This window comes from Ferriphaselus sp. R-1, assembly GCF_000746095.1.
In the GTDB taxonomy this organism is placed as follows: Bacteria; Pseudomonadota; Gammaproteobacteria; order Burkholderiales; family Gallionellaceae; genus Ferriphaselus.
This window is the reverse complement of the sequence record NZ_JQKP01000019.1, coordinates 20,634-40,785: the sequence shown is the minus strand read 5'-3', so window position 1 is coordinate 40,785 and position 20,152 is coordinate 20,634. Positions and strand designations below refer to the sequence as shown.

Annotated in this window: 20 protein-coding genes; 14 read left to right on the top strand and 6 right to left on the bottom strand. The window is 63.3% G+C overall.

What is annotated here, in order from left to right:
• The 13 genes from DM08_RS10565 to DM08_RS10505 all read left to right on the top strand — a co-directional run.
• A partial coding sequence (locus DM08_RS10565; RefSeq protein ID WP_237560274.1) for an MBOAT family O-acyltransferase occupies positions 1-1,446 on the top strand: 1,446 nt, incomplete at its 5' end.
• A 1-nt stretch (position 1,447) separates the two neighbouring features.
• A complete protein-coding gene (locus tag DM08_RS10560) occupies positions 1,448-2,488 on the top strand; it encodes a hypothetical protein (RefSeq protein ID WP_051938137.1) in 1,041 nt (346 codons plus the stop codon).
• A 5-nt stretch (positions 2,489-2,493) separates the two neighbouring features.
• A complete protein-coding gene (gene thiL / locus DM08_RS10555) occupies positions 2,494-3,447 on the top strand; it encodes a thiamine-phosphate kinase (protein ID WP_035384623.1) in 954 nt (317 codons plus the stop codon).
• The gene (locus DM08_RS10550; protein ID WP_035384622.1) at positions 3,431-3,931 is read left to right on the top strand and encodes a phosphatidylglycerophosphatase A family protein; all 501 of its coding nucleotides are present in this window, start codon (positions 3,431-3,433) and stop codon (positions 3,929-3,931) included. Before thiL ends, DM08_RS10550 begins: the two co-directional genes overlap by 17 nt.
• Entirely contained in the window at positions 3,928-4,671 is a 744-nt protein-coding gene (locus DM08_RS10545; protein ID WP_237560273.1) for a thermonuclease family protein, read from the top strand. Before DM08_RS10550 ends, DM08_RS10545 begins: the two co-directional genes overlap by 4 nt.
• Positions 4,672-4,729: 58 nt before the next feature.
• Positions 4,730-5,563: a pantoate--beta-alanine ligase gene (panC, locus tag DM08_RS10540; protein ID WP_035384621.1), complete on the top strand. Its 834-nt coding sequence runs from the start codon at positions 4,730-4,732 to the stop codon at positions 5,561-5,563.
• Positions 5,564-5,604: 41 nt separating this feature from the next.
• Positions 5,605-5,985: an aspartate 1-decarboxylase gene (gene panD, locus DM08_RS10535; protein WP_035384630.1), complete on the top strand. Its 381-nt coding sequence runs from the start codon at positions 5,605-5,607 to the stop codon at positions 5,983-5,985.
• Positions 5,982-6,944 (top strand): glycosyltransferase, encoded by a 963-nt coding sequence (locus tag DM08_RS10530; RefSeq protein ID WP_035384620.1) that lies wholly within the window; start codon positions 5,982-5,984, stop codon positions 6,942-6,944. Before panD ends, DM08_RS10530 begins: the two co-directional genes overlap by 4 nt.
• A 185-nt stretch (positions 6,945-7,129) precedes the next feature.
• The gene (locus tag DM08_RS10525) at positions 7,130-8,152 is read left to right on the top strand and encodes a formyltransferase (RefSeq protein WP_035384619.1); all 1,023 of its coding nucleotides are present in this window, start codon (positions 7,130-7,132) and stop codon (positions 8,150-8,152) included.
• A gap of 9 nt (positions 8,153-8,161) precedes the next feature.
• Positions 8,162-9,202, top strand: a complete 1,041-nt coding sequence (locus tag DM08_RS10520) for a bifunctional UDP-4-keto-pentose/UDP-xylose synthase (RefSeq protein WP_035384618.1) — start codon at positions 8,162-8,164, stop codon at positions 9,200-9,202.
• A gap of 146 nt (positions 9,203-9,348) precedes the next feature.
• Positions 9,349-10,260 carry a polysaccharide deacetylase family protein gene (locus DM08_RS10515; RefSeq protein ID WP_035384617.1) on the top strand — a complete coding sequence of 304 codons (912 nt, stop codon included), beginning with the start codon at positions 9,349-9,351 and terminating at the stop codon, positions 10,258-10,260.
• Positions 10,261-10,308: 48 nt separating this feature from the next.
• Entirely contained in the window at positions 10,309-10,692 is a 384-nt protein-coding gene (gene crcB / locus DM08_RS10510) for a fluoride efflux transporter CrcB (protein ID WP_035384616.1), read from the top strand.
• Positions 10,693-10,700: 8 nt separating this feature from the next.
• Positions 10,701-11,006, top strand: a complete 306-nt coding sequence (locus DM08_RS10505; RefSeq protein WP_035384615.1) for a DUF190 domain-containing protein — start codon at positions 10,701-10,703, stop codon at positions 11,004-11,006.
• 60 nt (positions 11,007-11,066) lie between these two features.
• Here DM08_RS10505 and DM08_RS13270 read toward each other — a convergent pair whose 3' ends face one another.
• The 3 genes from DM08_RS13270 to queF form a co-directional block, all read right to left on the bottom strand.
• Entirely contained in the window at positions 11,067-11,567 is a 501-nt protein-coding gene (locus DM08_RS13270) for an outer membrane lipoprotein (RefSeq protein WP_051938135.1), read from the bottom strand.
• A gap of 78 nt (positions 11,568-11,645) precedes the next feature.
• Positions 11,646-13,454, bottom strand: coding sequence for a GIY-YIG nuclease family protein (locus DM08_RS10495; RefSeq protein WP_081908867.1), 1,809 nt, complete (start codon positions 13,452-13,454; stop codon positions 11,646-11,648).
• 27 nt (positions 13,455-13,481) lie between these two features.
• Positions 13,482-13,901: a preQ(1) synthase gene (gene queF / locus DM08_RS10485; RefSeq protein ID WP_035384628.1), complete on the bottom strand. Its 420-nt coding sequence runs from the start codon at positions 13,899-13,901 to the stop codon at positions 13,482-13,484.
• A 49-nt stretch (positions 13,902-13,950) separates the two neighbouring features.
• On the opposite strand from queF, the gene smc reads away from it, so the two are divergent.
• On the top strand, positions 13,951-17,445 hold the full coding sequence (gene smc / locus DM08_RS10480; RefSeq protein WP_035384612.1) for a chromosome segregation protein SMC: 3,495 nt from the start codon (positions 13,951-13,953) through the stop codon (positions 17,443-17,445).
• Between the two features lie 28 nt (positions 17,446-17,473).
• Here smc and DM08_RS12360 read toward each other — a convergent pair whose 3' ends face one another.
• The 3 genes from DM08_RS12360 to panB all read right to left on the bottom strand — a co-directional run bounded on the left by DM08_RS12360 (position 17,474) and on the right by panB (position 20,127).
• Complete coding sequence (locus tag DM08_RS12360; protein WP_051938134.1) at positions 17,474-18,901, bottom strand: HD-GYP domain-containing protein; 1,428 nt, start codon at positions 18,899-18,901, stop codon at positions 17,474-17,476.
• Between the two features lie 143 nt (positions 18,902-19,044).
• Positions 19,045-19,233: a hypothetical protein gene (locus tag DM08_RS10470; protein WP_035384611.1), complete on the bottom strand. Its 189-nt coding sequence runs from the start codon at positions 19,231-19,233 to the stop codon at positions 19,045-19,047.
• Between the two features lie 102 nt (positions 19,234-19,335).
• Positions 19,336-20,127 (bottom strand): 3-methyl-2-oxobutanoate hydroxymethyltransferase, encoded by a 792-nt coding sequence (gene panB, locus DM08_RS10465; protein ID WP_035384610.1) that lies wholly within the window; start codon positions 20,125-20,127, stop codon positions 19,336-19,338.
• Positions 20,128-20,152 lie beyond the last annotated feature (25 nt).

Here is a 20,152-nt window from a genome sequence, read left to right as displayed (position 1 = left end):
CTGTACCTGCCGGTGGTGCTGGCGGGGTTCTTCTGGCTGGCGCGATGGAGCGAGCGGTATGCCGCCGGGTGGCTGGCCCTCGCCTCGCTGTTCTTCTATGGCTACTGGAACCCAGCCTACGTCGGCCTCCTGCTCGGCTCCATCGCCTTCAATTACACCCTCGGGGTCTGGATCGCCCAGGCCGGAGCTCGGCAACAGCACCGGCGACAGCGCCATCTGCTGGTCTTCGCCATCGCTGCCGACCTCGCCCTGCTCGCCTATTTCAAGTACGCGAACTTCTTCCTGGACAGCCTGAACGCCGTCGCCGGGTCGAAACTCTCGCTCGGCGAAATCATCCTCCCGCTCGGCATCTCCTTCTTCACCTTCACACAGATCGCCTTCCTCGTCGACACCTTTCAGTCCAAGGTCAAAGAGTTCAACTTCGTCCACTACACCCTCTTCGTCACCTATTTCCCTCACCTCATCGCCGGACCCGTGCTACACCACAAGGAAATGATGCCCCAGTTCGCCCCGGCGGCGGCCTACCGGGTCAACTGGGAGAACGTCGCACACGGCCTGATGCTGTTCACCGTAGGTTTGTGCAAGAAGACGCTGGGTGCGGATGCGCTGGCACCCTACGCCAATGGTGTGTTCGACGGCGTGCAATCGGGCATGATCCCGACCAGTTACGAAGCCTGGGCAGGTGCTCTGGCCTACACGCTGCAACTCTATTTCGACTTCTCCGGCTACACCGACATGGCGCTCGGTATCGCCCTGCTGTTCAACATCCGCCTGCCCGTCAACTTCGATTCCCCCTACAAGGCGACCAGCATCATCGACTTCTGGCGGCGCTGGCACATGACCTTGTCGCGCTTCCTGCGCGATTATCTGTACATCCCGCTGGGCGGCAACCGCAAGGGCAAGCTGTGGCGGCACATCAACCTGATGACCACCATGCTGCTGGGTGGACTGTGGCACGGCGCGGGCTGGACCTATGTCGTGTGGGGCGGACTGCACGGCCTGTTCCTGATGGTCAATCACCTGTGGCGCGAGCTATTGCAGGGCATGAACACCCGCTGGGTACCGGGCTGGCTGTCCGGCTTGCTCGGTTTCGCGCTCACCTTCATCGCCGTGGTCTCCGCCTGGGTGGTGTTCCGCTCCCCCGACATCAGCCATGCCAAAGTGATGCTGGAAGCGATGTTCGGCATCCACGCCAAGCCGATAGCGCTGGATGCGGTGTTGCATGGTCACCTGCTGCTGACCACCGACCTGTCGGGGCGCGAACTGGTAAAGCTGCTGATACCGGCCCTCGCCTGGGTCTGGCTGCTGCCCAACTCGAACCGGCTAAAATTCCTCAAAGGCAGCTACCTGCTGGCCTTGCTGCAAGCCGCTGTCGTGCTCTATTTGCTGCATCAGGCCCTGGACCACTTCGGCAATTACAGCCCGTTCCTCTATTTCCAGTTTTGATATGAAGCACGCCAAACTCTTCTCCATTCTGGTCTTCGCCGTAGCGGCGATCTACGGCATCGTGGGATACGCTTTCCTGCCGCTGGCCAGATTCCACGGCGACCTGACCCGGGTCGGGCGTTTGCCTGAGTCCATGTTCGGCTGGACCCAACCTCAGCCCGCCATCCCTCCCGAACTGATGCGGCAATCCTCCTGGCAGGAAGCCGACGTACTGGTGATCGGCGACAGCTTCTCGGGTAGCCGGGTATGGCAAACGAAACTGACCCAGCAGGGACTCAAGGTACACACCGAGCACTGGAACAGTGTGCGCAACATCTGCAAGGATTTCGAGCCGTGGGTGCGTGGCATGGGGTTCAAAGGTCGCTATATCGTGCTGGAATCCATCGAACGTGGATTCCATGAGATACGCCACTCGCTGGAGTGTCACAGCATGGATTTCCATTCGAGCATCGAAGCAAGCAGACCCAAGCCGCCGCCCCTCACTTCGTTCGACCCGGACCAGATCGACTTCTCCGGCAGAATGACGATAGGTATGCAGGCAAAACTGAACACCCTCAAGTATCAGGAACTCAGCGCGAAACCAGAGTTCAGCAGCTGGAGTCTGGATGGCGGAGCCAAGGTCGTGCGCACACCTAATGGCTGCCGACTGTTCAGCCATCACCAATGCCAGGATGCGCTGTACATGGGCGAGGACCGCGCGCAGGACATCGACCCCACGCTGATCGATGTGATGATGCAACTGAACCAGCGCATGCCCGGCCTCACGCCGATCTGGGTAGTGGTTCCCAACAAGTCGACCACGTATCTTTACCCTGACAAGAAGTTCTGGGAAGTGGCCTCTGGCCGCATGGATACGCCCAATGTGCTCGCCCGCTTCCGCCAAGCCCTCGCCACAGGAACCGTAGACCTGTATCCCGGCAATGAGTCCCACCTTTCGACCACCGGCTACCTGATGCTGGGCGATTTGATCCTGCACGAACTCGAACAGCGCCGGAACAGCCAGCAACCCACCACCCACGATTTTCACCCGGGTATCAGGTGACGCACATGAGCGAATTCGACCTGATCCGTCGCCATTTCACCCGCCCCACGCCCGGTGCGATGCTGGGCGTGGGGGACGACTGCGCCCTGCTCGCGCCCTCCGCCGGACAGATCCTGGCGGTTTCGACCGACATGCTGGTGTCCGGCACCCATTTCTTCCCCGAGGCGGATCCTTTCCTGCTGGGACACAAGACGCTGGCGGTGAACCTCTCCGACCTCGCCGCGATGGGCGCGCAACCACGCTGGGCAACTTTGGCGATCGCGCTGCCGCAGGCCGATGACGCATGGCTGGAGCGTTTCGCCGCCGGCTTGTTCGCCCTGGCCGAGCAGCATGGCGTGGAGCTGATAGGCGGCGACACCACGCGCGGCCCGCTCACCCTGAGCGTCACCATCATGGGCGAAGTGCCGCCACACGCCGCCTTGCGGCGCGACGGAGCCAGGCAGGGCGATGACCTCTGGGTGTCCGGCACGCTCGGTGATGCTGCGCTGGCGCTGGCACATCTGCAAGGCCGCATCGTGTTGGATGCGGCGGCTGTGGCGGCCTGTTCCACCCGCTTGCACCAGCCCTGGCCGCGCGTGGCACTGGGCTTGGCGTTGCGCGGTCTGGCACACAGCGCCATCGACATCTCCGACGGACTGCTGGCCGACCTCGGCCACATCCTGGACCGCTCCGGTCTGGGCGCGGAGATCGATCTCGCCCGCCTGCCCCTGTCCGCGACACTGTCGGGCTGCGGCGACGAAACACTGCTACAGCGCTGCGCCTTGGCCGGCGGCGATGACTATGAGTTATGCTTCAGCGCCCCCGCAGCGCGGCGCAGCGAGATCGAACGGCTGGCGGCCAGCCTGGACCTGCCGCTCACCCGCATCGGCCAGACCACGGCCCGACCGGGATGCACGGTGCGCGATGCCTTGGGCAATGAGATGAGAATGGAGGCTAGCGGTTATGACCACTTCGCATGAGTTACGCGTACAGCCGGACTGGAGTTTCGTATTCAGCCATCCGGCGCACTTCCTGTCGTTCGGCTTCGGCAGCGGCCTGTTCCCCAAGTCACCGGGCACCGCCGGAACGCTGGTCGCCTTTCCGCTGTATATCTGGCTGGCCCCGAAGTTCACCGAGGCAGGCTTCATCCTGTTGCTGATCTGGCTGTTCTCCATCGGCGTGTGGGCCTGCCAGCGCACCGGGCGCGCGCTGGGCGCGGCGGACTACGGCGGCATGGTGTGGGACGAGATCGTAGCCTTCATGCTGGTGCTGTTCTTCACCCCCTCCGGCCTGATCTGGAACCTGCTCGCCTTTTCGCTGTTCCGCTTCTTCGACATCGTCAAGCCGCCCCCCATCCGCCACTTCGACCAGCACTGGCACGGCGGACTGGGCGTGATGTTCGACGACATCCTCGCGGCGGGCTACACCCTGCTGTGCCTAGCCGTGGTCAAGAGCCTGTTGTGACGGTCGGTCGTATCGCCCGGGTGGCACACATCTGGTTGCTGCCGGTTTGCCTCGGCCTCATACCCGGCAGCCTGTGGACTACGGCCTCACGCGCCGAGACCTTCAACGCCAAAGTGATCGCCGTGCTCGATGGCGACACCGTGCTGGTCGCGCGCTCGGGGAAACGGCCCGCCAAGGTACGCCTGGCCGGTATCGACGCGCCGGAGAAAGCACAGCCGTTCGGTGCCCGATCCCGTCAGGCACTGGTCGAACTGGTGCTGGGTCACGAGGTGCGCGTGGACACGGTGGCGACCGACAAATACGGACGCTGGGTGGCGCAACTCACCTGGGACGGCCATAGCGTGAACCAACAGCAAGTCCGCAGCGGCATGGCCTGGGAATATTCCTACTTTCACCGCGACCGGGAGTACACCGCCCTGCAACACGAAGCACAGCAGGCCGGGCGCGGCCTGTGGGCGCAATCCGATCCCGTCCCGCCCTGGGAATGGCGCAAGAGTCATCCCGGTACCGGAGCGGCACCCCGAGACAGATCGCCGTATTCCGCAGCAGCCGATTTCAGTTGTGGCCGCAAACGACATTGCAGCCAGATGCGCAGCTGCGACGAGGCACACTTCTTCCTCAGCCACTGCGGCCTGTCCAGCCTGGACAAGGACGGTGACGGCATTCCCTGCCCGGCACTGTGCCTGCCGCCGGAGCCGCATCGCCACGGCTACGACGATCGTCAAGGTCGACAGCTCTGATACACTCCACCCCGTCCCCAGCGCGGGACTACCCGTCCATCATCAGGAAACCTTGAGCATGCAACTGATCCACTCCGTCGCCGAATTGCGCGCCCGCCTGGCCAGTGAGCCGCCCGTCGCCTTCGTGCCCACCATGGGCAATCTGCACGCGGGGCATCTGGACTTGGTACGCATCGCCCGCCAGCACGGGCGCTGCGTGGTGGTGAGCATCTTCGTGAACCCCTTGCAGTTCGGCGTGGGCGAGGATTTCGACCAGTATCCGCGCACGCTGGAGGCGGACTGTGCTCAGCTCGACGGACTGGCGGACGTGGTGTTCGCGCCGTCGGTGGCGGAGATGTATCCCGCGCCACAGACCATGACGGTCACCCCGCCGCCCATCGCCAGCGAGCTGTGCGGCGCGGCCCGGCCCGGCCATTTCAGCGGGGTGGCGACGGTGGTGCTGAAACTGTTCAACCTGGTCCAGCCGCAGGTGGCGGTGTTCGGCAAGAAGGATTACCAGCAGCTGCACGTCATCCGCCAGCTGGTGGCGCAGTTCAACCTGCCCATCACCATCATCGGTGGCGAGACGGTGCGGGCAGCAGACGGGTTGGCGCTGTCTTCGCGCAATCAGTACCTGAGTGCCGCCGAGCGTGGCGCAGCGGTGTTCTTGTCGCAAACCTTGCAGACCGTGAAACAAAATCTGTGTGCCGGTGTCCGAGACACCGCCGCGTTGGAGCAGCAAGCGCTTGAATCCTTGGCGCAACGCGGTTGGCAGGTGGATTATGTGGCGATACGCTCGCAAGCCACGCTCGCCGCTCCGGCACCGGGCGAACGCGCACTGGTGGTGCTGGCGGCGGCCCGGCTGGGCCACACCCGCCTGATCGATAACCTTGAAATTTGTCTTGAGGGGTAAGCGCTTATATAATGCGCGCCTCTTTTCCGGAAGGTCTGTCCATGCAACGTACCATGCTCAAGTCGAAACTGCACCGCGTGACCGTCACGCAGTCGGAACTTCATTACGAAGGCTCCTGTGCGATCGACGACGATCTGCTGGACGCCGCCGACATCCGTGAATATCAGCAGATCGACATCTACAACGTCAGCAATGGCGAGCGTTTCACCACCTACGCCATCCGCGCCCAGCGCGGTTCGGGCACCATTTCGGTGAACGGAGCGGCGGCGCACAAGGCCGAGCCCGGCGATCTGCTCATCATTGCGACCTACGCCCAATACACGGAGCTGGAGCTGGAGCGCTTCCATCCGCAACTCGTGTACGTGGACGCGCAGAACCGCATCGTGATGCAGCGCGACTTCATCCCGGCACAAGCCGCATGAGCGTCGAACTCTCGGTCGTCATTCCCGTTTACAACGAAGAGCAGGGCCTGCAAGCCCTGTTCGACCGCCTGTATCCGGCGCTGGACCAGCTCGCCATCAGCTACGAGATCGTGTTCGTCAACGATGGCAGCCGTGACCGCTCCGCCGCCATCCTGCGCGAACAGTTCCAGAATCGCCCAGACGTGACCCGCGTAGTGCTGTTCAACGGCAACTTTGGCCAGCACATGGCCATCATGGCGGGGTTCGAGCGCACACGTGGTCGACGCGTGGTGACGCTGGATGCCGACCTGCAGAACCCACCCGAAGACACCGGCTTGCTGTTGGCCAAGATGGACGAAGGTCACGATTACGTCGGCTCCATCCGTCGCCAGCGCAACGACAGCACTTGGCGCCATTACGCCTCGCGCGCCATGAACGGCCTGCGCGAAAAGATCACCCGCATCAAGATGACGGACCAGGGCTGCATGTTCCGCGCCTACGACCGCGCCATCATCGACGCCATCAACGCCAGCCGCGAAGTGAACACCTTCATTCCGGCGCTGGCCTACACCTTCGCGCGCAACCCCGCCGAAGTGGTGGTCGGCCACGAAGAACGCGCGGCGGGCGAATCCAAATATTCGCTGTATAGCCTGATCCGCCTGAATTTCGATTTGGTGACGGGCTTTTCCGTGGTGCCGCTGCAATGGTTCTCGATGGCGGGGATCGGCATCTCGCTGCTGTCGGCGGTCTTCTTCGTGTTTTTGGTGTTACGCCGTTTGTGGATCGGCCCGGAAGCCGAAGGCCTGTTCACCCTGTTCGCGCTGATGTTCTTCCTCATCGGCATCGCCCTGTTCGGCATCGGCCTGTTGGGCGAATACGTGGGGCGTATCTACCAGCAAGTGCGGCATCGGCCACGCTATCTGGTGGAAGCAGTGCTGGAACAAGCAACCTCGTCCCCTCTCCCGCCGGGAGAGGGTTAGGGTGAGGGCGCATCCGTTGAACGCGAATTCCCTCACCCCCATCCCCTCTCCCAATGGGCGAGGGGAGTCGTCGGCCGTTGTCTTCGCCTATCACAACGGAGGTATAGCCGTCATGCCACGGTGGGCGAAGCCGGGGTGCGGGCATGACCGGCAGGACGCCGTAAACGGATTCCGGGAGCCTAATTATGCGTAGCGCAGTCGTGTTTGCGTACCATAATGTCGGCGTCCGCTGCCTCTCGGTGCTGCTGGCGCACGGGGTGGAGGTGAAACTGGTGGTGACACACCGCGACAACCCGAACGAGAACATCTGGTTCGACAGCGTGCAAAAGCTGGCTGAACTGCACGGCATTCCGACCATCACGCCGGACGATCCGAACGCGCCGGAAGTCGTAGCGCAGATCCGCGCCCTCGCGCCGGATTTCTACTTCTCCTTCTACTACCGCGAGATGCTGAAAGCGCCGCTGCTGGCGATCCCGAACCTGGGTGCGCTCAATATGCACGGCTCGCTGCTGCCCAAGTACCGTGGCCGGGTGCCGGTGAACTGGGCCATCATCAAGGGCGAGACCGAGACCGGCTCGACCTTGCACTACATGACCGAGAAGCCAGACAACGGCGACATCGTGGCGCAGCAGGCGATCCCCATTCTGCCCAACGACACCGCGCATGAAGTATTCCAGAAGGTGACGGTCGCTGCCGAGCTGGCGCTGGACGGCGTGTTGCCTGCCTTGCTGGCCGGAACCGCGCCGCGCCTGAAACAGGATTTGAGCTTGGGCGGCTACTTCGGTGGTCGCAAACCGCAGGACGGCGAAATTGACTGGGCGCAGTCCGCGCAAACCATCCATAATCTCGTCCGCGCCGTCGCCCCGCCCTATCCGGGCGCGACCACGACGCTGCTGGGACACCCGATGCGCATCCTGCAAACGCTGGTGACTAGGTGCGGCTCTGACACGGTGGTGCGGAGCACTCTGGTGCGGGAAGAGCCGCAATGTGGTTGCTCCCGCGAGTGGCAGGCTGCGCCAGTAACGTGTTGCAACCACACGGCGGCAGGCAAAGAAGCCCCCGCCTTCTATGTGAAGGACGGCAAGGCTTATGCCATCTGCGGCAGCGGCGTGCTGCGCGTGCTGCGTTTCGAGCTGACGGGTACGGAGCTGAGCGCGGCGGAGTTCGCGGCCAAGTTTGGCGACGCAAGATACGAATTTAATACTTGAGGAAGTGAAATGAAAAAAGTCCTGATTCTCGGCGTGAACGGCTTCATCGGCCATCACCTGTCCAACCGCATCCTGGCCACCACCGACTGGGAAGTCTATGGCATGGACATGAGCACCGACCGCATCTCTGACCTGATCGGCAAGCCGCGCTTTCACTTCTTCGAGGGGGATATCACCATTAACAAGGAGTGGGTCGAGTACCACGTCAAGAAGTGCGATGTGATCCTGCCGCTGGTGGCTATCGCCACGCCGTCGACCTACGTGAAGCAGCCGCTGCGCGTGTTCGAGCTGGACTTCGAGGCCAACCTGCCCATCGTGCGTGCCGCCGTGAAGTACAACAAGCATCTGGTGTTCCCGTCCACCTCCGAGGTCTACGGCATGTGCCACGACGAGGAATTCGATCCGGACAACTCCGAGCTGATCTGCGGCCCGATCAACAAGCCGCGCTGGATCTATTCCAACTCCAAGCAGCTGATGGATCGCGTGATCTGGGGCTACGGCATGGAAGGCCTGAACTTCACCCTGTTCCGCCCGTTCAACTGGATCGGTGCGGGTCTGGACTCCATCCACACCCCCAAGGAAGGCAGCTCGCGCGTGGTGACTCAGTTCCTCGGCCACATCGCCCGTGGCGAGAACATCAGCCTGGTCGATGGCGGCCATCAGAAGCGCGCCTTCACCCACATCGGCGACGGCATCGACGCGCTGATGAAGATCATCGCGAACAAGGATGGCGTGGCCACCGGCAAGATCTACAACATCGGCAACCCGACCAACAACTACTCCATCCGTGATCTGGCTGACATGATGATGAAGCTGGCGAATGAATACGTGGAGTACCGCGACACCGCCGCCAAGGTCAAGATCGTCGAGACCACTTCCGCTGCGTATTACGGCAAAGGCTATCAGGACGTGCAGAACCGCGTGCCCAAGATCACCAACACCTGCGAAGATCTGAACTGGAAGCCAACCACCAGCATGGCCGACACCCTGCGCAGCATCTTCGAAGCCTACCGCAGCCAGATCGCCGAAGCGAAGGGGCTGGTAGACTAAGCTTCTCCGAAACTCCGTTCGCACTGAGCGTAGGGGGCAATGCCCCCGGAGTCGAAGTGGCCTGCTTGATTTGCGCGCGCCTTCGACTTCAGCCGCTACGCGCCTTACGCTCAGTCCGAACGGTTATTGTTATCTCAGCAAGTAGGATGCCCAAATACCTCGCCCTCAAAATCGACGTAGACACGTATCGCGGCACCCGTGAGGGCGTGCCGCGCCTGATCGAGACGCTGAAGAAGCACGGTGCGAACGCCACCTTCTTCTTCACCCTCGGCCCCGATCACATGGGGCGGGCCATCAAGCGCGTGTTCCGCCCCGGCTACCTCGGCAAAGTGTCGCGCATGTCGGTGCGCGAGCATTACGGCATCAAGACCTTGCTCTATGGCACGCTGTTGCCTGCGCCGGACATCGGCAAGCGTTGCGGCGACATCATGCGCCGAGTGCGCGACGAAGGTTTCGAGGTCGGCATCCATTGCTACGACCACATCCGCTGGCAGGATCATGTGGTGGACAAGGACGCAGAGTGGACGGCGCGCGAGTTACAGCGCGCGGTGGATCGTTACGTGCAGATCTTCGGCGACGCACCGACCTGCCACGCCGCCGCCGGTTGGCAGATGAACCGCGAAGCGCTGCGGCTGATGCAGCGCCACGGCTTCGCCTACAGCTCGGACACGCGCGGCAGCCATCCATTCCTGCCGACCTGGAACGGCGAGATCATCAACTGCCCGCAACTGCCCACTACCCTGCCGACGCTGGATGAGCTCGTCAATCGCGACGGCCTGACGCTGGACAACCTCGCCCATTACATCCTGCACCTGACCGAGCACCAGCCGGAACAGTCGCAGGTGTTTACCCTGCATGCCGAGCTGGAAGGCGGCAAATGGCTGCCTATCCTGGAGCAACTGCTGGAAGGTTGGAAGGCACAGGGCTTCGAGCTGGTCTCGCTGGCGCAATACCGCGCCTCGCTGGATGTAGCCGAACTGCCGATGCACGAAGTCGAGCTGCGCGAAGTGGACGGTCGCATCGGCGCACTGGCAGTGCAAGGTGAGTTGTACTACTAAGCACCGCCGCGCTGCTACAATGCGCGCGGTCCTTTCCATTTTGTTGCCATGAACTTGCTCCCCTTCCTCGCCATCGGACTCGGCGCCGCCCTCGGTGCCTGGCTGCGTTGGGGACTGGGCCTCTGGCTCAATCCAGCGCTGCCCGAGTTGCCGCTGGGCACGCTGGCAGCGAATCTGGTCGGCGGCTATCTGATCGGCCTGGCCATCGCCTTCTTCATGCAGCACCCCGGCCTGACCCCGGAATGGCGCTTGTTCGCCATCACCGGCTTCCTCGGCGGGCTGACCACTTTCTCTACCTTTTCCGCCGAAACCGTCACCCTGCTGATGCGCGGCCAGTACGCCTGGGGCACGGCCATCATCGCCACCCATCTGGGCGGCTCCCTGCTGATGACGGTGCTCGGCATCCAGTCGTTCAAATGGCTGCAAGCCTAGGAGGCGCGATGGAAACCCTGAAGTTCTACGTCAGCGAAGGACAGCACCACGAAGGTGTCCTGCTCTATGAGTGGCTGCTGGAGACCGCCCGCCGTCTGGACATCCCCGGCGGCACCGCCTTCCGCGCCCTGGCCGGCTACGGACGGCATGGCCGTTTGCACGAGGAGATGTTCTTCGAGCTGGGTGGCGAGTTGCCGGTGGTAGTGGAGTTCGTGCTGGAAGCGCCCCAGACGGGGCGGCTGCTGGACGAGTTGCGACCGCATGGACTCGACCTGCGCTACGTCAGGCAGGCAAGTGAGTCCGGCATAGTCTGAAAACGACATTCCCGCTTGCGCGGGAATGTCATGGTCTTACTGGAGCAAGAGCAGCGGCGATCAGCGCACGAGCTTACCGTCCACCACCTTGACCTTGTCACCCACAGCCAGCGCCGGCTTCTTGTCTTCGGTGATGGTCGCCTCGCTACCGTCTTCCATCTTCACCACCACATTGAACTGCACCGTGGTGCGCACCTTCTTCTCGACCTGATGGCCGACGTAGGCTCCACCTACGGCACCGGCGATGGTGGCGATGTCGTTCCCCGTACCACCACCGACCTGGTTGCCCAGCAGACCACCGACCACGCCGCCGCCTATCGCTCCCAGCCCGGTACCCTCACCCTGCTTCTCGACCTCAGTGATGGCGCTCACCGTCCCGCATTCCTTGCATACCGCGACGGGCTGGGCCGGCGCCGCTTTGGGCTTCTTCACCTTCTTCGCTTTCTTGACCACCTTGTCTGGAGTCGGCTGAGCGGCGGCATCCAAGGCAAAACTGGCGGGCGAACCGGCGAGCAAGGCAGTGGCGGCCAGCGCCAGAACGAGGGATTTGATGTGGGACATGGTCATTCTCCTGATGGGTTGTGGAGCGGAACACGACGATCGTGCACACTCGCCAGCCACCAACGCCTGAACGCGAGGTTAAGTTGACGGCAGCCCCGACTTGGCCAGCAATGCCGCGCCATACGCCGCCTCCCCGTGTACGGCCCTCGTCACCGGCACGGCCAGCAAACGCTGGCGCATGGTTTGCCAGACTGCATTCTTCGCCCCGCCGCCTGCCGTGACCACGGCGCACAACGGTGTCGCGCCGAGTTCCGCCAGTTTCGCGTAGCCCGCTGCTTCGATGCGGGCGAGTCCTTGCAGCAGACCGTGCAGGAATTCGGCATCATCGGGAGCCTGCCCTGAGTTCGACCGAAGGGGCCGGGGCGACAAGCGCGGTGCGAGCGTCGGATCGTTGATCGGGAAGCGTTCGCCGGGACGCGGCAGCGGGTAGTAATCCAGCGGGCTGTCGGTCGCCGGGTCGATGCGGGCAGAGAGTTCGGCCAGTTGGGCGTCGTCGAAGAATTGCCGCAGCACGCCGCCGCCCGCGTTGGACGCGCCGCCCGCCAGCCAGAGATCGCCGTAGCGATGGCTGTAGACGCCGAATTCCGCCGCCTCGACGCGCCGCGCCGAGAGCAGCTTCAGCACCAGCGTGGTACCGAGCGAGGTCACCGCCTCGCCGGGCCGGGTCACGCCCGCCGCGATGAAGGCCGCGATGCTGTCGGTAGTGCCCGCGTGTACTTGACACTCCGGCGCGATGCCGAAGCGCCGCACCACCGCCGCCGACACCGGGGCCAGCGCCTCGCCCGGCGCGACCACAGCAGGCAGCAATGCCGCGTGCGGCAACGCCCTCACCCACTCCGGCCAGCACAGGCGTTCCACGTCGTAGCCGGTTTTCAGCGCGTTGTGATAATCGGAAATGCCGCCCAGCCCGGTGAGCAACGCCGCCAGCCAGTCGGCCTGATGCAGGAAATACGCGGCACGGGAAAGGTCTGCGTGGCGTGTCAGCCAGAGGAATTTCGCCAGCCCGGAGGTGGCACTGGCCACCGTGCTGCCGGACGGCGCGAGAGCCTTGAGCTCCGCCGCCTCGGCCGTGGCGCGGGCATCGTGGTACAGCAAGGCAGGCGCAACGGGCTCCAGTGCCGCGTCGCACAACAACACCGTGGCTGAGGTCGCGTCCACGCAAATACTCGCCAGCCGCCCGGCCAAGTCCTGCGGCAAGCCAGACAGTAACTCATGCAAAGCCGTGCGCCAGCCCTCTGGAGTCTGCCCGGAAGTAAACCCGCAGCGCGCCTCGTAGACGATGCTCCCCGCGCTATCCACCACACACGCCCGCGCGCCGGAAGTACCGAAGTCGAGGCCGAGGTGCAACTTTTCTGCGTGAGAAAACTGGGGGAAGTCCTTCGACTTCGCTACGCTACGCTCAGGACGAACGGGGTTCGGTGAAGAGTGGTTTTGTGTGAGGTGATAGGCTGCCCAGGGAGCGGCAGGCTGATATGTTCTCTGAGACTCAACCACCCCGTTCGCCCTGAGCGTAGGGGGCGTAGCCCCCGAAGTCGAAGGGTTCGCACTGCCCTCACGGGGCATCGCCAAGATCATGGTATCCACTCGCCCAAGTCGTTGATGGCGATGTTTGCCGCGCCCCAGGCGGTTCACCTCTCCCCAGTCGCCACGCATCAAGGCTTCTTTCTTTTTACGGCTCCAGCCTTTGAGTTGCATCTCGGCACCCAGCGCCTCCTCCCGGGTCGCGCATTCCTGCGCCCAGACCAGTTCCACCGGGCGACGGCTGTAGGTGTAGCTCCCAGCCATGCCCTCCTGATGCTCACTGATGCGCCGCTCCAGATCATCGGTGTGGCCGGTGTAATAACTGCCGTCGGCACAGCGCAGGAGGTAGACCCAGAAGGGCTGCATGGCTCGCTGCACTATGGGTGAGGGGAATTACCCCCGCGTATTCGACTGCGTGCTGAACTGGCTCAGTTCCACGAACGGCGCGGGTTGCCAGCCTGGTTTGCGGTGTTCGGCAACGACGTTGGTGAAGATGCCGCCACGGACGTAGAACTTGGCGGTGAGGCGCATGAACTTGGGGTCGGTTGCGGCAACCAGGTCGTCGAGGATACGGTTGGTGACATCTTCGTGGAAATGGCCCTCGTTGCGGAAGCCCCACATGTAGAGCTTCAGGCTCTTCAACTCGACGCATTGCTGGTCGGCGATGTAATCCAGGATCAGCGTAGCGAAGTCCGGCTGGCCGGTTTTCGGGCACAGACAGGTGAATTCCGGCACTTCCATGTGGATGTGGTAATCGCGGCCCGGATGCGGGTTGGGGAAGGTTTCCAAAGACTTGCTGGGTTGTGTGCTCATGGTGGTGTACTCGGTTAGAATGGCGCGAATTATAACCGCGTCCACACCCATGCGGCTTTCCCACATCAAACTCGCCGGATTCAAATCCTTCGTCGACCCAACGCACATTGCGCTGCCGGGGCAGCTGGTGGGCGTGGTCGGTCCGAACGGCTGCGGCAAATCCAACGTGATCGACGCGCTGCGCTGGGTACTGGGCGAATCCAAGGCCTCCGCCCTGCGCGGCGAATCCATGCAGGACGTGATCTTCAACGGCTCCGTGCAACGCAAGCCGGTAGCGCGCGCCAGCGTCGAACTGGTGTTTGACAACACGCTGGGCAAGGCCGCCGGACAGTGGGCCAGCTACGCCGAGATCTCGATCAAGCGCATATTGAAGCGCGACGGCGATTCCTCTTACTACATCAACAACCAGCACGTGCGCCGCAAGGACGTGACCGACATTTTCCTCGGCACCGGGCTGGGCGCGCGCGCCTACGCCATCATCGAGCAGGGCATGATCTCGCGCATCATCGAGGCCAAGCCGGAAGAGCTGCGCGTGTTCCTGGAAGAGGCGGCGGGCGTGTCGCGTTACCGCGACCGGAGGCGCGAGACCGAGAACCGTCTGGCCGACACCCGCGACAACCTGCTGCGGGTGGACGACGTGTTGCAGGAATTGGACGCACAGCTGCTGCGACTGGCGGAGCAGGCGGAAGTCGCCCGGCGGTACCGCGCACTGGAGCATCAACGAGACACCGCCCAGCAACTGCTGTGGCTGGTGAAGCGGCAGGAAGCTGCGCTGCAGCGGGCGAAGTTCGCTCAAGGCGTGGAGCAAGCCCAGCTTGCGCTGGAGGCCGAGACGGCTAGGCTGCGCGCAAGCGAGGCGCAACTCGAAACGGCGCGGGCGGCCCATTACCGTCAGGCCGACGAGGTGCATGCGCGCCAGGGCGCGCTGTACGAAGCCAATGCCGAAGTGCTGCGGCTGGAGCAGCAGATCGCCCATCTGGCAGCACAGCGCCAGCGCATCGGACAGCAGATTGCCAGCAACGAACGGCTGATCGCCCAGCAGCAGGCACAGCTGCAGGCGGTGAAGCAGAAGCAGTCGCACTGGACGCAGGAACAGTCGGCAGCGGGTGGTCGATTGGGTGATGCCGAGCAAAATGCCGCCGCTGAAGCCGCGCGGCTGCCCGAGTTCGAGACGGCGGCCGCCAACGCGCAGAACCAGTTCAGCGCCGTGCAGCGCGAACGGCTGTTGCGCCAGCAGCAGGTGGAGCTGGCCGAGTCGCAGCGCGGCCTATTGCAGCGCGCCACCCAGCAACTGGAGTCGCGCCGCTCTCGCTTGCTGCTGGAACAGGCCAACTTGCCTAGACCGGACACAGCCACGCTGGAGCACGTCCAACTCGAACTGGCGGCGCTGGAAACGACGCGCAGCAAACAGCAGAAGGATTTGGCCGAGTTGCAGGCGCAACTGCCGCAGGCCGACATCGCTCGTCGCCACTTGCGCACTGCCGCCGTACAGCAGGAGCGGGTGTTGGCGCAGACCGAGGCACGGCTGGCCGCCTTGCAGCAGTTGCAACAGAAACTGGACACTCACCAGGCGCTGAACAGCTGGCTGGCGAAACATGGCCTGCAAACCGCACCGCGCCTGTGGCAAGCGCTGCGCGTGGCGGCAGGCTGGGATAATGCACTGGAAGCCGTGCTGCGCGAGCGCCTCAATGCTATCCAGCTGGAAGCGGGGGCCGCGTTGCCGCCACCTGCGCCAGCGCGGGTGGCGATGTATCAGGCCGGGCGAGAGGCGAGAGTCCATGCCGCTCCAGAAGGGTTGCGCCCTTTGCGTTCACTTATCGAATGCGGCGATACGATGGCACAGCTTGCGCTGAATGACTGGCTGGCGGCGGTGTACGTGGCGGACAGCCTGGAACAGGCGCTGGCGCACCGGGACGAACTGCCGACGGGCGGCAGCTTCGTCACCCCGCAGGGGCATCAGGTCAGCGCACACGGGGTGGCGTTCCACGCGCCGGACAACGTGCTGCACGGCGTACTGGCGCGGCAACGCGAGATCGAGCAGCTGGATGGCGAAGCGCAGGAGCAACGCGCCCATCTGGAGGCGGCGCGCCAGCAGGCATCGGCAGCCGAGCGCACTCACGCCGACACCGAGGCGCAAATCGCGCCGTTACGCCAGCAGGTGAACGAGGCGCAGCAGCATCTGCACGGTCTGCAGATGCAGGCCTTGAAACTGGCGCAGGCCAACGAGCGCAGCATCGAGCGAGCCGGACAGATCGACCGCGAGTTGCAAGAGATCGCTGACAGTCTGACTGGCGAACTGGAGCAACAACAGGCGGTCGCCGTGCAACTGGAAGCGGCGCGTCATGCGCTGACCGGGTTCGAGGCACAAGCAGCGCAGGCACAGCGTTATCTGGGCGAGCAGGACAGCGCGTTACGCCAGCAGCGGGCGCGCTCGCAACAGGCGCAGCAAGCCTTGCAGGAGGCGCGTTACTACGCCAAGACCTGCGCCGACAAGCTGACCGACGTGGCGCAGGAACGCCAGCGCGTCGAGGTTTCGCTTGCGCAGATCGAGCACGACATCGGCCTGTTTCGCGCCGAGCTGACTGCCCTGCCCGAGGCGCAGACACAGACGCAAGTGCAGCAGGCCCTGACGGTCAGGACGCAACGCGAAGCGGCACTGGCCGAGGCGCGCAACGCGCTGGAACAGGCGACGCAGGCGCTGAATCGGCTCGACAGCGAGCGCCTGAGCTGCGCGCAGCGTCTGCCGCCATTGCGCGACAAAGTGGCCGAACTGACGTTGAAGGAACAAGAGGCGCGACTGCATTTCGAGCAATGGGCGGAGCAGTTGCAAGGCGTGGACGAGACGGCCTTGCAGCCCTTGCTGGACAACGCCCGCCCCGCCGCCTTGCAGGGCGAGCTGATTCGGCTGGGCAGCGAGATCGAAGCGCTGGGCGCAGTCAACCTGGCCGCACTCGAAGAGCTGCAAGCGGCACAGCAGCGCAAGACCTATCTGGATGCCCAAGCCGCCGACCTGCGCGTAGCGATGGATACACTGGAAACTGCCATCCGCCGCATCGACCGCGAGTCGCGCGAGTTGCTGATGGCCACCTACGAGGCGGTGAACCGCAATCTGGCCGAGCTGTTCCCGGTGCTGTTCGCGGGCGGCGAGGCGCGGCTGGTGCTGACCGGCGAGGAGATCCTCGACAGCGGCGTGCAGGTGATGGCGCAGCCGCCGGGCAAGAAGAACTCCAGCATCCACCTGCTCTCCGGCGGCGAAAAGGCGCTCACCGCCATCTCGCTGGTGTTCGCCCTGTTCCAGTTGAACCCCGCGCCGTTCTGCCTGCTGGACGAGGTAGATGCGCCGCTGGACGACACCAACACCGAGCGCCTGTGCCAGCTCATCCGAAAAATGGCGCCGCACACCCAGTTCGTATTCATCAGCCACAACAAGATCACCATGGAGCTGGCACAGCAACTGGTCGGTGTCACCATGCAGGAAAAAGGCGTGTCCAAGGTGGTGGCGGTGGACATCGAAGAGGCGCTGCGGATGCGGGAAGAAGCCTAGCGCCCGCCTTGCTCCAGGCGGCGGGGCATCAATCCTGAAATTCCGTTGCGATCGCCTGAAACTCTGGTTGCAGATCGAGGAAGGCTTCGACGATGTCTGGGTCGAAATGCGTGCCCTTGCCATCGAGGATGATGGCGCACGCCTGCTCATGACTGAACGGCGGCTTGTAGACCCTGCGGGTGGTCAACGCATCATAGACATCGGCCAGCGCCATCAGGCGCGCAGGAATCGGAATGGCCTCTCCCGACAGCCCATGCGGGTAGCCGCTGCCGTCCCATTTCTCATGGTGTGAGGTGGCTATCTGGCGGGCGACCTGGAGAAAGCTGCTGTTCACCTCCAGCCTCGCTTCAGCCGCAGCGATGGCTTCACCCCCCAACAGGGCATGCGTCTTCATGATCTCGAACTCTTCCGGCGTAAGTTTGTCGGGCTTGAGCAGGATGCGGTCCGGGATGCCGACCTTGCCGATGTCGTGCAGCGGAGCGACCTTGGGCAGGAGTTCGACGACCTCGTCCGTCAAGAAACCCTGGAAGCGTGGATGCCGCTGCAAGTGCCGCGCCAATCTGTGTACATAGTGCTGGGTGCGGCGGATATGGTTGCCCGTCTCGTTGTCCCGTGTGCTGGCGAGGGAGACATAGGCAAGCAGCGTGGCTTCCTTGATCTGATTCAGCTCGTCCATCCGCCGGGAAAGCTCAGTGGTGCCCTCCTCGACCTTCTGCATGAGCACGTCGCCGTCCTGGCGCAGCAATTCGTTGGCTTGTTGCAGTTGCAGCTGCGTCGCGGACAGTTGCTGCTTCTGCTCGGTGAGCGTCTGCACCAGTCGGATGTTCTCGGCATCCTGTCGTAACGAGGCATAGATGGCTCCACTCAAATGATGGCCCGCGCTGAGCACGATGCACATGAAGAACAGGAGCATGGCCGCCAGCAGCTGATGGTCCAACCCACCCGACCAGGCCAGACGGATGATCAGCGGCGGCAGCACCATGAACGGGAAGATGTACAGGGACGGCGGGTGGCTGGGATTGGAGTCGGTCGAGCCGGCCACCAACCCCAGCATGATGCTGATCAGGAAGGCGAGATTCGTCTCGGAATCGGAAAAGAACAGGATCGCCCCCAAGCCCCACATGCCACCGACCGCCAGTGAAAGGAAAGTAAAGTGCCGACTGATGTAGCGCAGGTCTTTCAGTTCGCGCGAACGAGCCTTTACCTGGCGCCAGAAGACGATCTCGCGTGCATGGAGTAACCAGAAGACTCCGAGCCAGGTCAGCAAGGTCTGATGCGGGACCGTGCCCCAGAACAGCCAAACAACCAGCGGCTCCAGTCCCATCTGGCCGAACACCATGACGGGAAATATCTTCAGGCGTTGTTCTAGCTGTGCTTCACGGACAGGGCGATTGTTTGCGTTGATGCGAAACCTGAGTTGCCCGAGCAGGTCATGGAGAGTAGCGGTTTGCAGCACGACGTTCCTTGGATGCAGACGGTGATGTGAGCATCCTCCAAACCGCAACCGGACGCAAGGTGGACGAGAAGGTGAGGTTACAAACCAAAGCGCATCTCATGGCCCAAAGGCAAGCATGAAGCCAAGCCCCACCGGTGCGGAGGCTACTTGCGCAGTTCCTTCAGTTGCTTCTGGATGGCCTCGATTTCGGTCCGGCTCAGGATGGCAGTGTCGAGTTTCTTCTCCAGCGCCTTGATCCGTTCCTCCTTGCCGCCGGGCAGATTCTTGCCGCGCGCGCTCACCAGAGCGTCATGCACCACTTTATCGAAACCGATGTAGTTCTCTTTGCTCATAGTTTGCCATTCCGATGTGTAACGAAAGTATTACAACATAATCCGTAGTTTATGGAAACCGGGTGATGCATGCCGCAAACGGAGGGGCTGCTCGGCACAGCTCTAGAACGCCTGCCCCGCACCGGGGAAAGTGCCTGCCTTCACCTCGGCCACGTAGGCTTGCACCGCTGCGGCGATGGAGCTCGCACCGGCCATGAAGTTCTGCACGAATCGGGGTTTCTTGCCGGGGTAGATGTCCAGCATATCGTGCAGCACCAGCACCTGCCCCGAGCAACCCGCACCGGCACCGATGCCGATGGTGGGGATGTTCAGATTGGCGGTAATCTCGGTGGCGAGCACGGCAGGAACCAGTTCGAGCACCAGCATCCCGGCCCCGGCCTGCTCCAGTGCACGGGCAGCTTCGATGAGTTGCAAAGCCTGTTTCTGCTCCCTGCCCTGCACCCGGTAACCGCCCATCTGGTGGACAGATTGCGGGGTGAGGCCGAGATGGGCGCAGACCGGGATGCCATGCCGGGTAAGGAATTCGACGGTGGCGACCATCTCGCTGCCGCCTTCCAGCTTGACCATCTGCGCGCCCGCCGCCATCAGCCGGGCAGCATTCTCGAAGGTCTTTTCCGGGCTGACCTGCGAGGTGCCGAAGGGCAGATCGGCGACGATGAAGGCCTGCTTCGCGCCGCGTGACACGCAGCCGGTGTGGTAGACCATATCGTCCAGCGTTACCGGCAAGGTAGTTTCGTGGCCTTGCAGCACCATGCCTAGGGAATCGCCCACCAGCAACACGTCCACGCCCTGCGCTTCGAGCAGCGCGGCGAAACTGGCATCGTAACAAGTGAGCACGGCAACCTTTTCGCCTTTGTCGCGCAGGGCTTGCAGTTGGGTCAGAGTGGTACGCATAGGGCTCTCCTCAGTCGCGGCGCGC